This window comes from Streptomyces sp. NPDC107471 (assembly GCF_055582845.1).
On record NZ_JBVJPC010000002.1, the window covers coordinates 211,461 to 226,880 of the forward strand.

The window sequence follows — 15,420 nt, forward strand, 5'->3', positions numbered from 1 at the left end:
ACTACTGTCGCGCCGCAGACTCCTTACCAACAGTGGCAGGACTGCCGCACACCCTCGATTTACTGCCAGCCCTGGGGCACACTGGCAGCATGCTGAAGAACGTGGCCGCCGTCGTCCTGGACGGCGTGAACCCCTTCGAGCTCGGAGTCGTCTGCGAGGTCTTCGGGACCGACCGCAGTGACGACGGCCTGCCCGTGTACGACTTCGCGGTCGTCTCGGCCGAGGGCCCCAGGCTGTCCTCCCGGTCGGGCTTCGCCCTGCACCTCGAACACGGCCTGGAGCGGCTGGAGTCGGCCGATCTGATCACCGTGCCGGCCTGCGCCGGCTACGAGACGCGGGAGTTCCCGCCCGAGCTGCTCGACGCCCTGCGGAGCGCGGTCGACCGCGGGGCCCGGGTGCTCAGCGTGTGCTCCGGCGTCTTCGTGCTCGCCGCGGCCGGACTGCTCGACGGCCGGCGCTGCACCGTGCACTGGCATCACGCGGAGGAACTGGCGCGCGCGTACCCGCGGCTGACCGTCGAGCCGGACGTCCTGTACGTCGACGAGGACCCGGTGATCACCTCCGCGGGCACCGCGGCCGGCATCGACGCCTGTCTGCACATCGTGCGCAAGGAGCAGGGCACCGAGGTCGCCAACAAGATCGCCCGGCGCATGGTCGTACCGCCCCACCGGGACGGCGGCCAGGCCCAGTACATCGAGCGCCCGCTGCCCCGGTCCAGGTGCGACACCGTCGGCGAGGTGCTCGTGTGGATGGAGGAGCACCTCGACGAGGAGGTCACCGTCGAGCAGCTCGCCGAGCGCGCGCACATGTCCCCGCGCACGTTCGCCCGCCGCTTCCAGCAGGAGACGGGGACGACTCCCTACCGCTGGATCCTGCGCCAGCGTGTACTGCTGGCCCAACGGCTGCTGGAGGCGACGGACGAGACGGTGGACGCGATCGCGGGCCGCGCCGGGTTCGGCACCGCGGCCGCGCTGCGCCACCAGTTCCTGCGCGCGGTGGGCACCACCCCGAACGCCTACCGGCGCACCTTCCAGGGTCCGGAGGCGGCCTGACCCGTCACCGGGGCACGGGCCGCACCAGGAGCCGGTTCGGTCGCAGGGTGATGCCCGGCCGGGGGGTGTCGTCCGAGCCGGGCACCTGCTCGAAGCGGTACTTCCTCGCCAGCGCCGCCGTGAGGAGCGTGAGCTGGGCCATCGAGAAGTGGTCGCTCGGGCACTTCCGGTTGCCGGTGCTGAACGGACTCATGGCGTGTTTCGGAACCGACCCGGACCGTTCGGGACTCCAGCGCAGCGGGTCGAAAACGGCGCTGTCGTCGAAGGACTTCGCATCGCGCTGGATCGCGTACGGACTGTAGACGATGTCGGCCCCGGCCGGAATGCGATAGCCACCGAGTTCGGTGTCGCGTACCGCCCGTCGCGTCAATATCCATACCGCCGGCCACAAACGCATGGTCTCGACCACCACATAGTTCGTGTACCTGAGTGTCCGTACGTCCTCGAATGCCACGGGACGACCACCGGTGACCGATTCGACTTCCGCGCACACCTTGTCCGCGTGTTCCGGATGTTCGGCGAGCACCTGAAGCAGCCACATGATCGTGGACGCGACGGTTTCGCCGCCGGGGGTGAGTATCGCGACGACCTGGTCGTGGATCTCCTGTTCCCCGATGGGGTCGCCATTCGCGTCCTTCGCCCCCAGCAATGCCGTCAGCAAATCGTCCGGCTTTTGACCGGATGCCCGGCGTTCGGCGACGATCTCGTCCACCACGAGATGCAGATCGGCCAACGCTCGGTTGAATGCGAGGTTGGCCGGCAGCGGCAGTCGGTACAGCGGCCCGGCGGGTATCACCATCCGCCGGTACATCCCCCGGAAGACGGTCGTGAGCGCGACACACAGCCGCTCGGCGCGCTCGTCCATGTAGTCGCCGCGCAGCAGACAGCGGGCCGCGATCCGCACGGCGACCCGGAAGGACTCCAGGGTGCAGTCGACGGTCTCGCCGGGCTGCCAGCGCTCGGCCAGCGCCTGCGCCTCCTCCTCCATGATGGGCCCGTAGGCCGGTATCGCGTCGAGCCGGAACGCTGGCTGGATGATGCGCCGCTGACGCCGGTGCTGGGGGCCGTTCGCGGTGGCCACGCCCTCCTTGCCGACCAGCCCCTCCAGGGACTCCCACAGCGGTCCGGCGATGATGAAGTCGGGGTTGAGGGCCACGGCCCCGGTCAGTTCGGGGGTGGTGGGCGCGTACACCGTCTTGGGGCCGAGCCGGAGGCGGACGACGTCGCCGTGCCGCCGCAGCCCGGCCAGGAAGGTCAGCGGGTCACGGGCCAGGCGCAGGCCGTGGCCGAGGACGGGGACGCCCCCGCCGGCGATGGGCGGCTCACCCGACCCGGGAGCCACCGTGGTTCCGGGTTTCACGGATTCGACGGTCATTTCTCACCTGCCGCTTCGTTGTTGACGTACGGGGGCGTGGACCGGTCGTCCCAGCTTTCGACCATGTAACGGCCGGACTCGTGGTGGAACCAGTAGACGGTGCTGAACCAGTTGCGCATATTGCGGACGCAGGCCCGGACGGCGGTGCTCAGTTCCTTTCCCTGCGCGGTGCCGTCGTCGAGACCGTCGGCGAATCGGAGGGCGTCCGCCTCGGCCACGAGAAATGCGTCCACGCATTTGTCGATCAGTCGCCGCATTTCCCGGACCGCTTCTTCGAGGGTGAGCCCCTCGTGTTTGATGAGACTGATGCCGAGATTGTGGACCTCGTCTCCCGCTATTTCCTTGGGAAGTGAGCAGAGGTCGTTGTACCAGGCGGCGAACTCCTGGCTCAGCAGTGCCGCCCGCCGGTAGGCCGAGTGTTTCCGAACCCAGTCCGGGAGTTCGCGTCCCGCGCTCGCCTCCAACAGATCCGTCCAGATCCAGTGCGCGAAGGTGAGGCGGCGCAGCGCCAGGTATTCCTCGACCGTGGGGATGATTCCCCTGGTGCGATTGCGGAATTCCCGGTCGTAGGCCTCGATCACCTCGTGGAAGTGTCCGGCGAACCGGGTGTTCCACGTCTGCGGCAGGAACGAGTACAGCCGCACCATACTGTCGGCGAAGGCGGCGACCAGCGGATCCTCGTGGTGCAGATGATCCCGTGGCGAGTCGAGCGCCGCGTGCAACCGGAACCGCAGCCGCCGCCAAGCGCCGGGACGGCGGTGGACGATGTCACGGTCGTGCCGGTCGTCCCAGACGAAGAACCACGCGCTGTAGTCCGCTATCGCCTGGAGGACCTCGTCCGGGGCGCCGAGGTAGTACCCCGCCATGAGGTCCGTGTAGCACAGTCCGTCGGCATATTCCGCAACCTTGTCCGCCGGCATGAGCCGTTTTTCCAGAAGCCAGGTGCGTGTCTTCTCCTGGAGCCTGGGCCAATACGGATGCAGTTGCCTGGGAAACGCTGCCTCGATCACCGGGAGGGAGAGCGACGGTGGAACCGCGATCGCCGTCGGCGTCGATGTGGTGCTGTGTGGGAAAGCAGGCACGAACAAACCCCTTCCAGCCGCCAGTTGGCGCACGCCCCTGCCGCTGAACCGGGCGTGCGCCGTTGCGTATCCCCGCACTTCCTATTCAGCACCACAACTGACCATTCTGGGAACGGATTTGCTTCATTCACTACCCCACAGTGTCGAGATTCTCCCCATGTGTGACTTGAATCGGATCACTAAGTGAGCACATCCGATCGAACGTGCGACGCACATGCGAACGGCGCCTGTTCGGGGAGTGCTTCCTGAACAGGCGCCGTGCGGACGGGGGTCGTGGGACGTCAGTCGTTGGCGACCACGGGGTAGCGGGGCTCGTTCTCGGCCATCTGCCGCAGGGCCTCCTTGCGTTCCCGCTTGGAGAGCCGGTCGATGTAGAGGTAGCCGTAGAGGTGGTCGGTCTCGTGCTGCAAACACCGGGCGAAGTAGCCGGTGCCGCGGACCTTGACCGGGTTGCCCTTCTCGTCCTGCCCGGTGACCTCGGCGTAGTCGGGACGGGCGAGCGGCGCGTACGCGGTGGGCACCGAGAGGCAGCCCTCGTTGCTGTCGTCGAGCCGGCGCCGGTCGGCGGGCAGGTCCACGAGCTTCGGGTTGCACACGACACCCACGTGCCGCCGGCCCTCGTCGTCCTGGCAGTCGTACACGAAGACCTTCAGGTCGACGCCGATCTGGTTGGCGGCGAGGCCGACGCCCTCGGCGGTGCGCTGGCTGGCGAACATGTCGGCGACCAGTCGGTCGAGCTCCTCGCCGAACTCCGTGACGTCCTTGCACTCCTTGTGCAGCACGGGGTTCCCGACGACGGTGATGGGCCGCGAGGTGCCGCGCTCACGCCAGGCGTTCTCCCGCTCCTCGGTGTTCTCGGTGTCGACGACGAACCCCTCGTCGTCGACGGGGAGCACGCCCGCCTGCTGCTGATCGGTGTCCTGCTGGGCCATGACCTACGGATGCCTTCCTGAACAAGAACTAAGGGGGAGCTGCTGATACAGGGTAAGGGGGCCGTGCCCCACAGGGGCGCGGGGAACTGCGCGACCAGCCGCAACGGACCCGCGGTCGAGAGCCGTCAGCACACCTCTTCGAGATCGCGCCAGTCCCGGGAGTCAGGGCTGTCCGCCACCCACCCGTCCAGCAGCCCCCGAACCAGCGAAGCCGGCGCGGCCACCCCGCACTCCCGCTCCGGCACCCAGAGCTGCCCGTCCGTCCGGTGCCCCAGCGGCCCGGGATGACCCGGCTCACTGTGGTCGTGCGGATCGAGATGCTCCCCGTCGCCCTCGTCGGACGGCATCCGCGACTCGGAGCACATCCGGCACAGCAGCCGTACCGACGACGACCAGTCCTCCGCGGCGAACCCGGCGTCGGCCGCGAGCTGCTCCAGCGCGTCCCGGTCGGCCTCGGTGGCCGCCTCCAGGAGGACCACCCAGGTCGGCACGGGCGAGGGCGCCCACAGCTCGATCTCGTCGAAGACGGGGTAGGCGTGCCCGGCGGTCGTGGTCCGCTCGCCGTGCGGCACCCCGTCGTGCAGCACGACCTCGCCCCAGCGCCGCCCCGAGGACGGCAGCGGGATGGACAGCACCTCGATACGGGCGGGGTCCAGCCGCCGCCCCCAGACCACCTCGGCCTCGCCCTCCGGGGACAGTCGTACGGCCGCGCTGCCGAGGTCCATGCCGAGCGGCTCACCGGACGCGGTGGCCCCACCGGGCACCCGCAGCCCGTAGGCCTGCCAGGCGCGCCGGGCCAGCGGCCAGTCCTGGAGCGCGGTCGCGGCGATGCCGACGTTCCACCAGTCGGGCGCCCCGGTCTCCCGGTCGAGCAGGGCCACGGCACGCAGTCCGGCGGCCCTCGCCTGCTCCCAGTCGTGCCGGAACTTGTGCAGCAGGGCGAGGTTGAACCAGGACTCGGACAGCCAGGGCTCCAGGTCCGCTGCACGTGTCAGCAGCGCGCCCGCGTCCTCGTACCGACCGTCGCCGATCAGCGTGAACGCGCGGTCCGTGGCCTGCCGCCAGGAGGCGGAGGGCCGGTGCCGTCCCTTGCCGAAGATCCTCACGATTCCCGCCTGCCGGTTCCGTCGAGTGGGCTGGCTGTGCCCCCGGACACCCTCTCTCCCGCATCCAACCACGTGTGCTCGGAAGGGCGCTCATTACCCATGGGTTACCCCGTCACGGGCGAGGTCAGACAGTCTCTCGACAGCACCCGGGCCAGCGCCTCCACGACCTCCGGAGCGTAGTCCCCCGCGGTGCCGAGGCGCAGCTCCTCGAGCGCGGTCAGCGGCCCGCCGGGGCCGGCGTCGCGCGCCTTCTCCTCGTAGGCGTTGACCGCCCGCACGATCCGCGCGGCCATCGGCTGCTCCCGGCAGGGGTCGGCCTGCCGCTCCACGACCACGGCGACGGCCGCGTCGACGCCCGTCTGCCGGACGACGGCCCCGCCGAGGAGTGCGATGCGGCGCTGCTCGGCGAGGGGCAGGGCGGCGGTGGCACCGGCGGGCACCGGATCGACGAGGCTGAGCTGGCCGATGTCGTGCATGAGGGCCGCGTACTCCAGGACGGTGAGTTCGGGCCGGGACATCCCCAGGTCCCGCCCGACCTCGCGGCTGAGCGCGGCGACCCTGCGGGCGTGCCCGGCGGGCGTGTACCCGGCGATCTCGGTGGCCCGGGCGAGGGAGGCGATGGTCTGCCGGTAGGTGGAGCGAACGGCGGCGTACCGGCGGACGGAGAGCTGGGTGAGCAGCAGCGGCACGGAGAAGACGGGCAGCGCCCACAGTCCCGCGACGGCCACCGCGAGCGCCATCACGGCCCCGGTGGCGACGACCGCGGAGCCGATGCCGAGCAGGGCGCGCAGCTCGTCCCGGAGCAGCGGGCCGAAGGGCCAGCGGGTGCGGGAGTGCGCGAGGGCGGCCGCGAGCAGCGCGTCGCACAGCGCGGTGAGCGACAGCAGCGCGAGCAGGAGCAGGGCGTAGAAGGGGCCGTCCCACTGGCTGAACGTGCCCTGGTTGTAGAGGGGTTGGAAGCACACGGCGGCGAAGCCGACGGTGAGGACACGGCGGGCCGTCTGGTCGGCGGTGGGCCCCTGCCCGCGTCCGACGTGCGGCACGCTGCCGACGAGGGTGGCGGCGAGGACGACGGTGACGGCCTGGGCGGCGCCGTGATGGGAGGGCGTGCCGGCGTTCTCGCCGAGCAGGGCGTACGACAGCGCCCCGGCGGCGCCGAGCGGCGCGGCCTGCCGGACGTACGGGCCGCCGCGCCGGTTGAGCTCACCGACGGTGATCAGGACCCCGAAGGCGAGGGCGGTGCCGCGCTCCTCCAGGCCGGTCCAGAGGACGAGACCGAGGGAGCCGAGGGCGAGCAGGGCGGCGGAGCCGTGGACGAGGACGAGGAGCGGCGGGCGCCGTCGGGACGGCCTCGGCGCGCCGGGGGCGCTCACCGGCGCACCCCCGGCCGCCCCGGGACGCTCGGCCGCGGGTGCGGCACGGGGGCCTCGTCGGCCGTGACCGCCGGGTGCCAGCCGTGCCGGGTCAGCGCCTGGACGAGGGCCGTCACCATCCGTGGGTCGAACTGACTGCCCGCGCACCGCTCGAGCTCCTCCAGCGCGGCGCCGACGGGCCGGGCCCGCCGGTAGGAGCGGGTGGAGGTCATCGCGTCGAAGGCGTCGGCGACGGCCACCACCCGGGCCGACTCCGGGATCTGACCCCCCACCAGTCCGTACGGGTACCCGCTGCCGTCCAGCCGCTCGTGGTGGTGCAGTACGGCGGCCCGCGCCTCGCCGAGGAAGGAGATGCCCCGCACCATCTCGTGCCCGTACTCCGGGTGCAGTTCGATGATCCGCCGCTCCTGCGGGGTCAGCGGGCCGTCCTTCCTGAGCAGCCGGGTCGGCACCCCGAGCTTGCCCACGTCGTGCAGGATGCCGGCGAACCGCAGCACCTCGACCCGGGCGTCGTCCATGCCGAGCTCCCGCGCGATCATCATGGACGCCTGTCCGACCCGCTCGCTGTGCCCGCGGGTGTACTCGTCCTTGATGTCGACGGCCTGCACCAGCGCCCGGATGGTGGCCTGGTGGGCGGCCCGCTCCCGGTGGTACTGGGCGAACACCCACCACGACACGCACATCGGCAGCAGCACGAGCAGGGCGGCGCCGGGACCGTAGGGGCTGCGCCACAGCACGGCCATCATCAGCCCGGCCAGTCCGTGGACGGCGACGGGGGCGAGGGAGCGCAGGAACAGACCGCGCCAGGCCCGCCGTACCGGAATCCTCCCCCACTGCCCGAACGGCGTGGGAGGTGCGCCCACGGCGAGCGCCAGGATCCCGCCGTCCAGCGCGCTCAGCAGCAGGCAGAAGACGAGCACCGCGAGCCCGGCCGGGAGCAGCGCGTACGGGAAGTGGGCGGCGGCGACCGCGTCCCGGCCGCCCAGCGCCCCGTGCACCCGTGCGGCCGCCCACACGCTCACCGCGAGCTGCGCGGCCCGCCAGACCCGGCGCAGCCCCCGCGGGCGCCGCTCGACGGGGGACAGCAGCGCCCCCGGCAGCGCCACGAGGGCGGCGGCCGGGGGCGGCAGCAGGAAGGCGCCGGCGAGCAGGACCGGGTGGAAGGTGCCGGCGAACCGCCACCGGGCGGCGGCCTGCTCGCAGCACGCGTACAGCGCGGCGAGCAGGGCGAGCGCCCACCAGGGGGTGCGGGTGTCCGGCAGCGGCAGCAGACAGAGCAGTGCGACCGCGGCGACACAGGCGACGTACGCACGCGCGCGTGCCGGTACCGCCTCCATGTCGCCCCTCCAGCCCAGTCCGCACAGTTGCGAGGAGCCTAGGGCGGCGAGGGGAGGCGGCGCGGGGTGCGCCTGCCGATTAGCACGTTCGGGTGAACGACGACCGGGCGGGCCCGGGAGTCCGGCGCCGTGCTCAGGACTCCTGCGGGGTCGCCGGCGAGGCCGCCACGTCGTGCTCGGGCACGGCCTGTCCCGAGCGGATCAGGTCGAGCCGCCCCAGGACCTTGGCGCGCAGGTCGGTCGGCACGTCGTCCTGACCGCAGCAGCGCTTGACGAGCTTCTTCACGGCCTCTTCGAGGCCGTACTTCTCCAGGCACGGCGAGCACTCGCTGAAGTGCTGCTTGAACTTGGCGCGGTCGACGTCCGGCATCTCGCTGTCGAGGAACTCGTAGAGATGATCGAGTACCTCACTGCAGTCCGTCTCGTGCGGCTCTCCGCAGCTCATGAGCCCGAGCCTTTCGCTTCGTTCGACTCCCCGGCACCGGCCGGGACGAGCCCGCGCTCGCGCGCGTAGTCCTCCAACATGCCGCGCAGTTGACGGCGGCCGCGGTGCAGGCGGGACATCACCGTACCGATGGGTGTCCCCATGATGTCCGCGATCTCCTTGTACGCAAAGCCCTCTACGTCAGCGAGGTAGACGGCGATGCGGAATTCCTCGGGGATCGCCTGCAGCGCTTCCTTCACGTCCGAGTCGGGCAGGTGGTCGAGCGCCTGCGACTCGGCGGAGCGCAAGCCCGTCGACATGTGCGACTCGGCGCGCGCGAGCTGCCAGTCCTCGATCTCCTCGGCCGCGGAGCGCTGGGGTTCGCGCTGCTTCTTGCGGTACGAGTTGATGAACGTGTTGGTGAGGATCCGGTACAGCCACGCCTTGAGGTTGGTCCCCTCACGGAACTGGTGGAAGGACGCGTACGCCTTGGCGTACGTCTCCTGCACCAGGTCTTCGGCGTCGGCCGGGTTGCGCGTCATGCGCAGGGCGGCCGAGTACATCTGGTCGAGGAATTCGAGCGCGTCCCGCTCGAAGCGCGCGGTGCGCTCCGCGGTCGACTCCGTGCTCGCGCCCTGGCCCTCGGGCAGCTCCGCCTGGCCGTTGTCGGTCCCTGCGTCGATCCCAGTGACCGGACCCACCTCCTCAAGATTCCGGGCAGCAACGAAACCGGTGCCACCGGAATTGGAGGATAGACGACTACCCGTCCCGGCCGCCCCTCGAATGGGGGTGGTCTTGGCCGCATGCAGCACCGTCCAGTCCAGGTCAGCGCGGCTGCTGCGGCTCGGGCAGAAGGTCGAACCCATGCGGCGGACTTCCTCTCCTACGACGGTCTGCGCTGTTCCTCAGCGCTTCTGTCCGCCTCAACAGAGGTTCGCGGCTCAACATTCCCGGGGTTTCACCCCAGTGACCCGACCCACTTCACGACCGCGTCCGTGATGACCGTCACGGCCTCCTCCTGGGTGATCGGGGCGCGTTTCGGCACGGCGAAGCCGTGGTCGCCGTGCGCCACCTCGACCAGTTCGAAGGAGCCGGCCGGGAACTCCTCCGGTTTCCCGAACGGGTCGTTGCCGCCCTGGACGACCAGGGTGGGCACCCCGGACCCGAGCAGTTCCGCGGCGCGGGACTTCTCCGGCCTGCCCGGCGGGTGCAGCGGGAAGCTGAGGGCGAGCACGGCACGGGCGCCCAGCTCGGCGGCCGTACGGCAGGCGACGCGGGCGCCCGCGCTGCGGCCGCCGGAGATCACCGGCAGCCCCGGCTCCAGCAGGGCGGGCCAGAGTCCCCGCCATCCCACGTCCAGCGTCTTCGGCGCGGGCGCGAGCTTCTTGCCGGCCACCCGCCAGGGCTGCTCGACGAGCGCCACGCTCACCCCGTGGCCGGGGAGGACCCGGGCGAGTGCCTGGAGGTCCCGCGCCTCGATGCCGCCGCCGGCGCCGTGACCGACGGCCAGCACGAACCGTGCCTGCTCCGCCGGGTGCCAGGTGACGCGGGCGTCCCCGGTCTCGGTGCCGATGATCTCGGTGGTCTCTTGGGTCACGTCAGAAGAGTGTGCCCTCTTCGGGACCGTCCAGCTCCTTCAGCAGCTCCGGCCCGTTGTTGCGGACGTTGCTGACGGCCGTGCTCACCGGGTAGGCCCGCATCAGCCCCTCGGGCGGCGGCGCGAGCAGGGAGCGCAGCTCGCCGAGGTCGGTGCGGGAGGGGTCGAGCCAGGTGTCCCAGCGGTCCGGGGTCAGCATCAGCGGCATCCGGGGGTGGATGTCGGCCAGGGAGCGCGGGCCCTCGGCCGGGGAGACGGCCAGCGGGCCGGTCTCCGCCTCGGTGGTGATCACCGAGCAGGTGGCCCACCATGCCTGCGGGTGGTCGTCGGGCAGGGTCCTGTCCCGCCAGAACTCGTACAGCCCGGCCATCGCGAACACCGAACCGTCGGCGGGCAGCACGAAGTAGGGCTGTTTGCGCGGCCGCTTCTTCTTCCCCTCGACCTCCAGCTCCCGCTCGCCGGTGCCGGTGACCCACTCGTAGTAGCCGTCGGCCGGGATGATGCAGCGCCGGGTGGCGAAGGCCCGCTTGTAGGACGGCTTCTCGTGCACGGTCTCCGCGCGGGCGTTGATCATCCGGGCCGCGCCCTCGGGCGTCTTCGACCAGCTCGGGATCAGCCCCCACCTCAGCTTGCGGAGCTGCCGAACCGGCCGCGGGTCCTCGACGTCCTTGAGAGGACGGTCGAGGACGGCATAGACCTCCTTGGTCGGGGCCACGTTGTAGTCGGGCTCCAGGATCTCCGGGACCCCCGTCCCGATCTCAAAGATTCCTGCGAGATCCTCGGGCCCACGACTGGCTGCATACCGTCCGCACATACGTGCCACACTGCCAGACTCCGTACGACGAGAGGGAGCCACCGCGCAACATGGACACCAGCACAGCGACCTCTCTCTGGGACGAACTCACCGGGCTCCAGCCCGATCCCGACCTGTGGGTGGTGCTGGCCACCCTGGCGGCGGCGCTGGCCATAGTGGTCCCGCATCCGCTGTGGCGGCTGTCGCGCAACGCCATCACCATCGCCCACGAGGGCGGTCACGGTCTGGTCGCCCTGCTGACCGGCCGTCAGCTCACCGGGATACGGCTGCACTCCGACACCAGCGGCCTCACGGTCAGCCGGGGCAAGCCGCACGGCCTCGGCATGATCCTCACCGCCGCGGCCGGGTACACCGCTCCCCCGCTGCTCGGTCTCGGCGGCGCCGCCCTGCTGGCCGCCGGCCGCATCACCCTGCTGCTGTGGGCGGCGACGGCCCTGCTGGTGGCGATGCTGGTGATGATCCGCAACGCGTACGGGGCGTTGACGGTGCTGCTCACCGGCGGCACGTTCGTGGTGGTGTCCTGGCTCGCCGGCCCCCAGGTGCAGGCGGCGTTCGCGTACGCGGTGGTGTGGTTCCTGCTGCTGGGCGGGGTGCGTCCCGCTTTCGAGCTACAGGCGAAGCGGACGAGGGGTGGGGCGGGCGACTCGGACGCGGACCAGTTGTCCCGTCTGACGAACGTGCCCGCGGGGCTGTGGCTGTTCCTGTTCCACGCGGTGAGCCTGTGCTCGCTCATCGGCGGCGGCAGGTGGCTGCTGGAGGTGTGACGCGGTCCCGGAGGGGGCGTCACCGTGGCGCCGCGGGCCGGACGGCGCCGCACCGGGAACCCACCCCCCGACTAAAGTGACCCCATGGCTTCGAACCCCTCAGACACCGCCCTCTGGCCCGCCCCCCACGCGAGCGCAGCCGTCGACGCGACGGTCCACGTACCGGGGTCGAAGTCAGTCACCAACCGGGCCCTCGTCCTGGCCGCCCTCGCCAGTGAGCCGGGCTGGCTCCGCCGCCCCCTGCGCTCCCGCGACACCCTCCTGATGGCGGCGGCCCTGCGCGAGATGGGCGTGGGCATCGAGGAGGGGGTCGGCCCGGACGGCACCGGGGAGACCTGGCGGGTCCTGCCGGCGGGCCTGCGCGGCCCCGCCACGGTGGACGTCGGCAACGCCGGCACCGTCATGCGCTTCCTCCCGCCCGTCGCCGCCCTGGCCGACGGCCCGGTCCGCTTCGACGGCGACCCGAGGTCGTACGAGCGCCCGCTGCACGGCGTGATCGACGCGCTGCGCGTCCTCGGGGCGCGGATCGACGACGACGGCCGCGGCGCGCTGCCGCTCACGGTGCACGGCGGGGGCGCCCTGGACGGCGGGACGGTCGAGATCGACGCGTCCTCCTCGTCCCAGTTCGTCTCGGCGCTCCTGCTCTCCGGCCCGCGCTTCAACCAGGGCGTCGAGGTCCGGCACGTCGGTGCGACCCTCCCGTCGCTGCCGCACATCCGGATGACCGTGGACATGCTGCGCGCGGTCGGCGCCCAGGTGGACACCCCGGAGTCGGGCGGCGAGCCGAACGTCTGGCGGGTCACGCCGGGCGCCCTGCTGGGCCGCGACCTCACGATCGAGCCCGACCTCTCCAACGCCCAGCCGTTCCTGGCGGCGGCCCTGGTGACCGGCGGCAAGGTGGTGGTCCCGGACTGGCCGGCCCGCACCACCCAGCCAGGTGACCGGCTGCGCGAGATCTTCACCGAGATGGGCGGTTCCTGCGAACTCACCGACTACGGCCTGGTGTTCACCGGTTCGGGTGGGATCCACGGCATCGATGTCGACCTCGGCGAGGTCGGCGAGCTGACCCCGGGCATCGCGGCGGTGGCGGCCCTCGCGGACTCCCCCTCGACTTTGCGCGGGGTGTCCCACCTCCGCCTGCACGAGACGGACCGGCTGGCCTCGCTCACCAAGGAGATCAACGAACTCGGCGGTGACGTCACCGAGACGGCCGACGGTCTGCACATCCGCCCGCGCCCGCTGCACGGCGGCACCTTCCACACCTACGAGGACCACCGCATGGCCACGGCCGGCGCGATTATCGGCCTCGCGGTCGAGGGCGTACGCATCGAGAACGTCGCCACGACGGCCAAGACCCTGCCGGACTTCCCCGACATGTGGAGCGGGATGCTCGGGAGCGAGAAGGCGTAGGGGACTCACGCCATGCGCCGCTACGGCAAGCACACCGACGAGGACGACATCCGCAGCCGCCCCAACCGCAAGGGCAACCGGCCGCGCACCAACATCCGGCCCAAGCACGAGGACGCGTCCTGGGGCATGGTCCTCACCGTCGACCGGGGCCGGCTGACCGTCCTCGTGGACGACCGGATCATCATGGCCATGAAGGCCCGCGAACTGGGCCGCAAGGCGGCGATCGTGGGCGACCGGGTGGCCCTCGTCGGCGACCTCTCCGGCCAGAAGGACACCCTCGCGCGGATCGTGCGCATCGAGGAGCGGACCTCGGTCCTGCGCCGGACCGCCGACGACGACGACCCCTTCGAGCGGGTGGTCGTCGCCAACGCCGACCAGCTCGCCATCGTCACGGCCCTCGCCGACCCGGAACCCCGCCCCCGGCTCATCGACCGCTGCCTGGTGGCCGCCTTCGACGGCGGGCTCACCCCGCTCCTGGTGATGACCAAGTCGGACCTGGCCCCGCCGGACAAGCTCCTGGAGCTCTACGGCGACCTGGACATCCCGTACGTCGTCACCAGCCGCGAGGAGCTGGAGAACGGCGACGCGGCGGCCCGGGTGCGCGAGCAGCTCGACGGCAAGATCACGGCGTTCGTCGGCCACTCGGGCGTCGGCAAGACGACCCTGGTCAACGCGCTGGTCCCGGAGGACCGCAGGCGCCTGACCGGCCATGTGAACGCGGTGACCGGCCGCGGCCGGCACACCACGACCTCGGCGCTGGCGCTGCCCCTGGCGGGCGACGACGGCTGGGTGATCGACACCCCGGGCCTCCGGTCGTTCGGCCTGCACCACGTGGACCCGTCCCGGGTGATCCACGCGTTCCCCGACCTGGAACCGGGTACCGAGGGCTGTCCGCGCGCGTGCAGTCATGACGAGCCGGACTGCGCGCTGGACCAGTGGGTGGCCGACGGCCATGCCGACCCGGCCCGGCTGTACTCCCTGCGCCGGCTGCTCGCGACACGGGAGCGGACCGAGGGGGACTGACCTCCGCGTTGTTTGGCTGTACGCGAGTTCGGTAAGTGCATAATCGCACCGAGCCGGGCATGCGGCCGGACATACGGGAGGACAGCACATGGCGTGGCTGCTGGTGGTGGTGGCCGGGTTGCTGGAGACCGGTTTCGCCGTGTGTCTGAAGCTCTCCCACGGTTTCACCCGGCTGTGGCCCACGATCGCGTTCTGCATTTTCGCGCTCGGCAGCTTCGGCCTGCTGACCCTGTCCCTGCGGAAGCTGGACGTCGGCCCCGCCTACGCCGTGTGGACCGGGATCGGCGCGGCGGGCACCGCGATCTACGGGATGATCTTCCTCGGCGACCTGGTGTCGACGCTGAAGATCGTCTCGATCAGCCTGGTGATCATCGGGGTGATCGGGCTCCAGTTGTCGGGCTCGTCGCACTAGGCGCGGTCACGCGTACTGCCGGTGCAGCGCGCTGCGCACCAGGTCCGCGACGCCGCCCTCACCGGGAGGGGCCGCCACGCAGGACAGGGCGAGGCGGACGGCGAGCTCGCACGAGCGGACGAGGTCGGGGACCTCCGACCTGTGGACGCCGGGTCCGGAGAGCACGGAGACGGCCCGGTCGCGCACCAGGGCCACGAAGTCGCCGGGTGAGGGCAGCGGTCCGTCGGCCCGGCGCTGTGCCGGCACGGCCGAGGAGGACGGTACGGCCGAGAGCGTCGGCGAGGGCAGCCGCTCGCTCCAGCAGCCGGTGAGCATGGCCCGTACCAGCGCGTTCTCCCGGGCGGAGGCGGCGGTCCACTCGGCGGTCGCGGTCAGCCGCTCGCGGGCGTCGCCGTGCGTGGTGAGCGCCCGGTCGACGCCGACGAGGTACCCGTCGGCCTCTCGTCTCACCAGCGCGCGGGCCAGCCCTTCCTTGCTCCCGAACTCGTTGTACAGCGTCTGCCGGGACACTCCGGCCGCCGCCGCGACATCCACCATCCGCACGGCGGACCACGGCCGACGTGCCAGCGCCGCATAAGCGGCATCCAGCAGCGATTCCCGCGCAGCAGGCATCATCGCCTCCCAGGGAGCAAGCAGCTCTGCGCCCAGATTTGACGCGGACGGAAGCACTGTCAAGGGTTCGCGGGGACGCAGCGGGGCGCGGGCCCGCCGTGAAGCGC

16 protein-coding genes are annotated in these 15,420 nt (G+C 71.6%); 5 read left to right on the forward strand and 11 right to left on the reverse strand.

Translation table 11 applies throughout. The annotated features are described in order from the left end of the window. Nucleotides 1-89: 89 nt before the first annotated feature. Nucleotides 90-1,052: a GlxA family transcriptional regulator gene (locus ACZ66S_RS05855; protein WP_469899948.1), complete on the forward strand. Its 963-nt coding sequence runs from the start codon at nt 90-92 to the stop codon at nt 1,050-1,052. Between the two features lie 4 nt (nt 1,053-1,056). Here the strand turns inward: ACZ66S_RS05855 and ACZ66S_RS05860 are convergent, their stop codons facing one another. The 10 genes from ACZ66S_RS05860 to ACZ66S_RS05905 form a co-directional block, all read right to left on the reverse strand. Continuing rightward, nucleotides 1,057-2,427 carry a bifunctional albaflavenone monooxygenase/terpene synthase gene (locus ACZ66S_RS05860; RefSeq protein ID WP_469899949.1) on the reverse strand — a complete coding sequence of 457 codons (1,371 nt, stop codon included), beginning with the start codon at nt 2,425-2,427 and terminating at the stop codon, nt 1,057-1,059. Continuing rightward, nucleotides 2,424-3,509 (reverse strand): epi-isozizaene synthase, encoded by a 1,086-nt coding sequence (cyc1, locus tag ACZ66S_RS05865; protein WP_469899950.1) that lies wholly within the window; start codon nt 3,507-3,509, stop codon nt 2,424-2,426. Before cyc1 ends, ACZ66S_RS05860 begins: the two co-directional genes overlap by 4 nt. 281 nt (nt 3,510-3,790) lie before the next feature. After that, a complete protein-coding gene (gene def / locus ACZ66S_RS05870; RefSeq protein ID WP_469899952.1) occupies nt 3,791-4,441 on the reverse strand; it encodes a peptide deformylase in 651 nt (216 codons plus the stop codon). Nucleotides 4,442-4,566: 125 nt separating this feature from the next. Beyond that, entirely contained in the window at nt 4,567-5,547 is a 981-nt protein-coding gene (locus ACZ66S_RS05875) for a tetratricopeptide repeat protein (protein WP_469899953.1), read from the reverse strand. Between the two features lie 104 nt (nt 5,548-5,651). Then, nucleotides 5,652-6,920: an HD-GYP domain-containing protein gene (locus ACZ66S_RS05880; RefSeq protein WP_469899954.1), complete on the reverse strand. Its 1,269-nt coding sequence runs from the start codon at nt 6,918-6,920 to the stop codon at nt 5,652-5,654. Beyond that, nucleotides 6,917-8,257 carry an HD-GYP domain-containing protein gene (locus ACZ66S_RS05885; RefSeq protein ID WP_469899956.1) on the reverse strand — a complete coding sequence of 447 codons (1,341 nt, stop codon included), beginning with the start codon at nt 8,255-8,257 and terminating at the stop codon, nt 6,917-6,919. The genes ACZ66S_RS05880 and ACZ66S_RS05885 overlap by 4 nt, the downstream gene beginning before the upstream one ends. A 133-nt stretch (nt 8,258-8,390) precedes the next feature. Continuing rightward, nucleotides 8,391-8,702 carry a mycothiol system anti-sigma-R factor gene (gene rsrA / locus ACZ66S_RS05890; RefSeq protein ID WP_469899957.1) on the reverse strand — a complete coding sequence of 104 codons (312 nt, stop codon included), beginning with the start codon at nt 8,700-8,702 and terminating at the stop codon, nt 8,391-8,393. Continuing rightward, complete coding sequence (sigR, locus tag ACZ66S_RS05895) at nt 8,699-9,382, reverse strand: RNA polymerase sigma factor SigR (protein ID WP_053847920.1); 684 nt, start codon at nt 9,380-9,382, stop codon at nt 8,699-8,701. The genes rsrA and sigR overlap by 4 nt, the downstream gene beginning before the upstream one ends. 257 nt (nt 9,383-9,639) lie before the next feature. After that, nucleotides 9,640-10,278, reverse strand: a complete 639-nt coding sequence (locus tag ACZ66S_RS05900; protein ID WP_469899959.1) for an alpha/beta hydrolase family protein — start codon at nt 10,276-10,278, stop codon at nt 9,640-9,642. A 1-nt stretch (nt 10,279) separates the two neighbouring features. Further along, nucleotides 10,280-11,092 carry an SOS response-associated peptidase gene (locus tag ACZ66S_RS05905; protein ID WP_469899960.1) on the reverse strand — a complete coding sequence of 271 codons (813 nt, stop codon included), beginning with the start codon at nt 11,090-11,092 and terminating at the stop codon, nt 10,280-10,282. 50 nt (nt 11,093-11,142) lie between these two features. On the opposite strand from ACZ66S_RS05905, the gene ACZ66S_RS05910 reads away from it, so the two are divergent. From ACZ66S_RS05910 to ACZ66S_RS05925, 4 genes are all read left to right on the forward strand, one after another. Beyond that, nucleotides 11,143-11,856: a M50 family metallopeptidase gene (locus tag ACZ66S_RS05910; RefSeq protein ID WP_469899961.1), complete on the forward strand. Its 714-nt coding sequence runs from the start codon at nt 11,143-11,145 to the stop codon at nt 11,854-11,856. A gap of 84 nt (nt 11,857-11,940) precedes the next feature. Continuing rightward, nucleotides 11,941-13,266 (forward strand): 3-phosphoshikimate 1-carboxyvinyltransferase, encoded by a 1,326-nt coding sequence (aroA, locus tag ACZ66S_RS05915; RefSeq protein WP_469899962.1) that lies wholly within the window; start codon nt 11,941-11,943, stop codon nt 13,264-13,266. A gap of 12 nt (nt 13,267-13,278) precedes the next feature. After that, complete coding sequence (gene rsgA / locus ACZ66S_RS05920) at nt 13,279-14,289, forward strand: ribosome small subunit-dependent GTPase A (RefSeq protein ID WP_469899964.1); 1,011 nt, start codon at nt 13,279-13,281, stop codon at nt 14,287-14,289. 88 nt (nt 14,290-14,377) lie between these two features. Further along, on the forward strand, nt 14,378-14,701 hold the full coding sequence (locus tag ACZ66S_RS05925; RefSeq protein WP_469899965.1) for a DMT family transporter: 324 nt from the start codon (nt 14,378-14,380) through the stop codon (nt 14,699-14,701). Nucleotides 14,702-14,707: 6 nt separating this feature from the next. On the opposite strand, the gene ACZ66S_RS05930 is transcribed toward ACZ66S_RS05925, so the two are convergent. Next, entirely contained in the window at nt 14,708-15,316 is a 609-nt protein-coding gene (locus tag ACZ66S_RS05930) for a TetR/AcrR family transcriptional regulator (protein WP_469899966.1), read from the reverse strand. Between the last annotated feature and the right edge of the window lie 104 nt (nt 15,317-15,420).

Coding starts and splice junctions, on each gene's coding strand:
- ACZ66S_RS05855 (WP_469899948.1), top strand. CDS start 90: ATGCTGAAGAACGTGGCCGCCGTCGTCCTGGACGGCGTGAACCCCTTC.
- ACZ66S_RS05860 (WP_469899949.1), bottom strand. CDS start 2,427: ATGACCGTCGAATCCGTGAAACCCGGAACCACGGTGGCTCCCGGGTCG.
- def (WP_469899952.1), bottom strand. CDS start 4,441: ATGGCCCAGCAGGACACCGATCAGCAGCAGGCGGGCGTGCTCCCCGTC.
- ACZ66S_RS05885 (WP_469899956.1), bottom strand. CDS start 8,257: ATGGAGGCGGTACCGGCACGCGCGCGTGCGTACGTCGCCTGTGTCGCC.
- rsrA (WP_469899957.1), bottom strand. CDS start 8,702: ATGAGCTGCGGAGAGCCGCACGAGACGGACTGCAGTGAGGTACTCGAT.
- ACZ66S_RS05905 (WP_469899960.1), bottom strand. CDS start 11,092: ATGTGCGGACGGTATGCAGCCAGTCGTGGGCCCGAGGATCTCGCAGGA.
- ACZ66S_RS05910 (WP_469899961.1), top strand. CDS start 11,143: ATGGACACCAGCACAGCGACCTCTCTCTGGGACGAACTCACCGGGCTC.
- aroA (WP_469899962.1), top strand. CDS start 11,941: ATGGCTTCGAACCCCTCAGACACCGCCCTCTGGCCCGCCCCCCACGCG.
- rsgA (WP_469899964.1), top strand. CDS start 13,279: ATGCGCCGCTACGGCAAGCACACCGACGAGGACGACATCCGCAGCCGC.
- ACZ66S_RS05925 (WP_469899965.1), top strand. CDS start 14,378: ATGGCGTGGCTGCTGGTGGTGGTGGCCGGGTTGCTGGAGACCGGTTTC.
- ACZ66S_RS05930 (WP_469899966.1), bottom strand. CDS start 15,316: ATGATGCCTGCTGCGCGGGAATCGCTGCTGGATGCCGCTTATGCGGCG.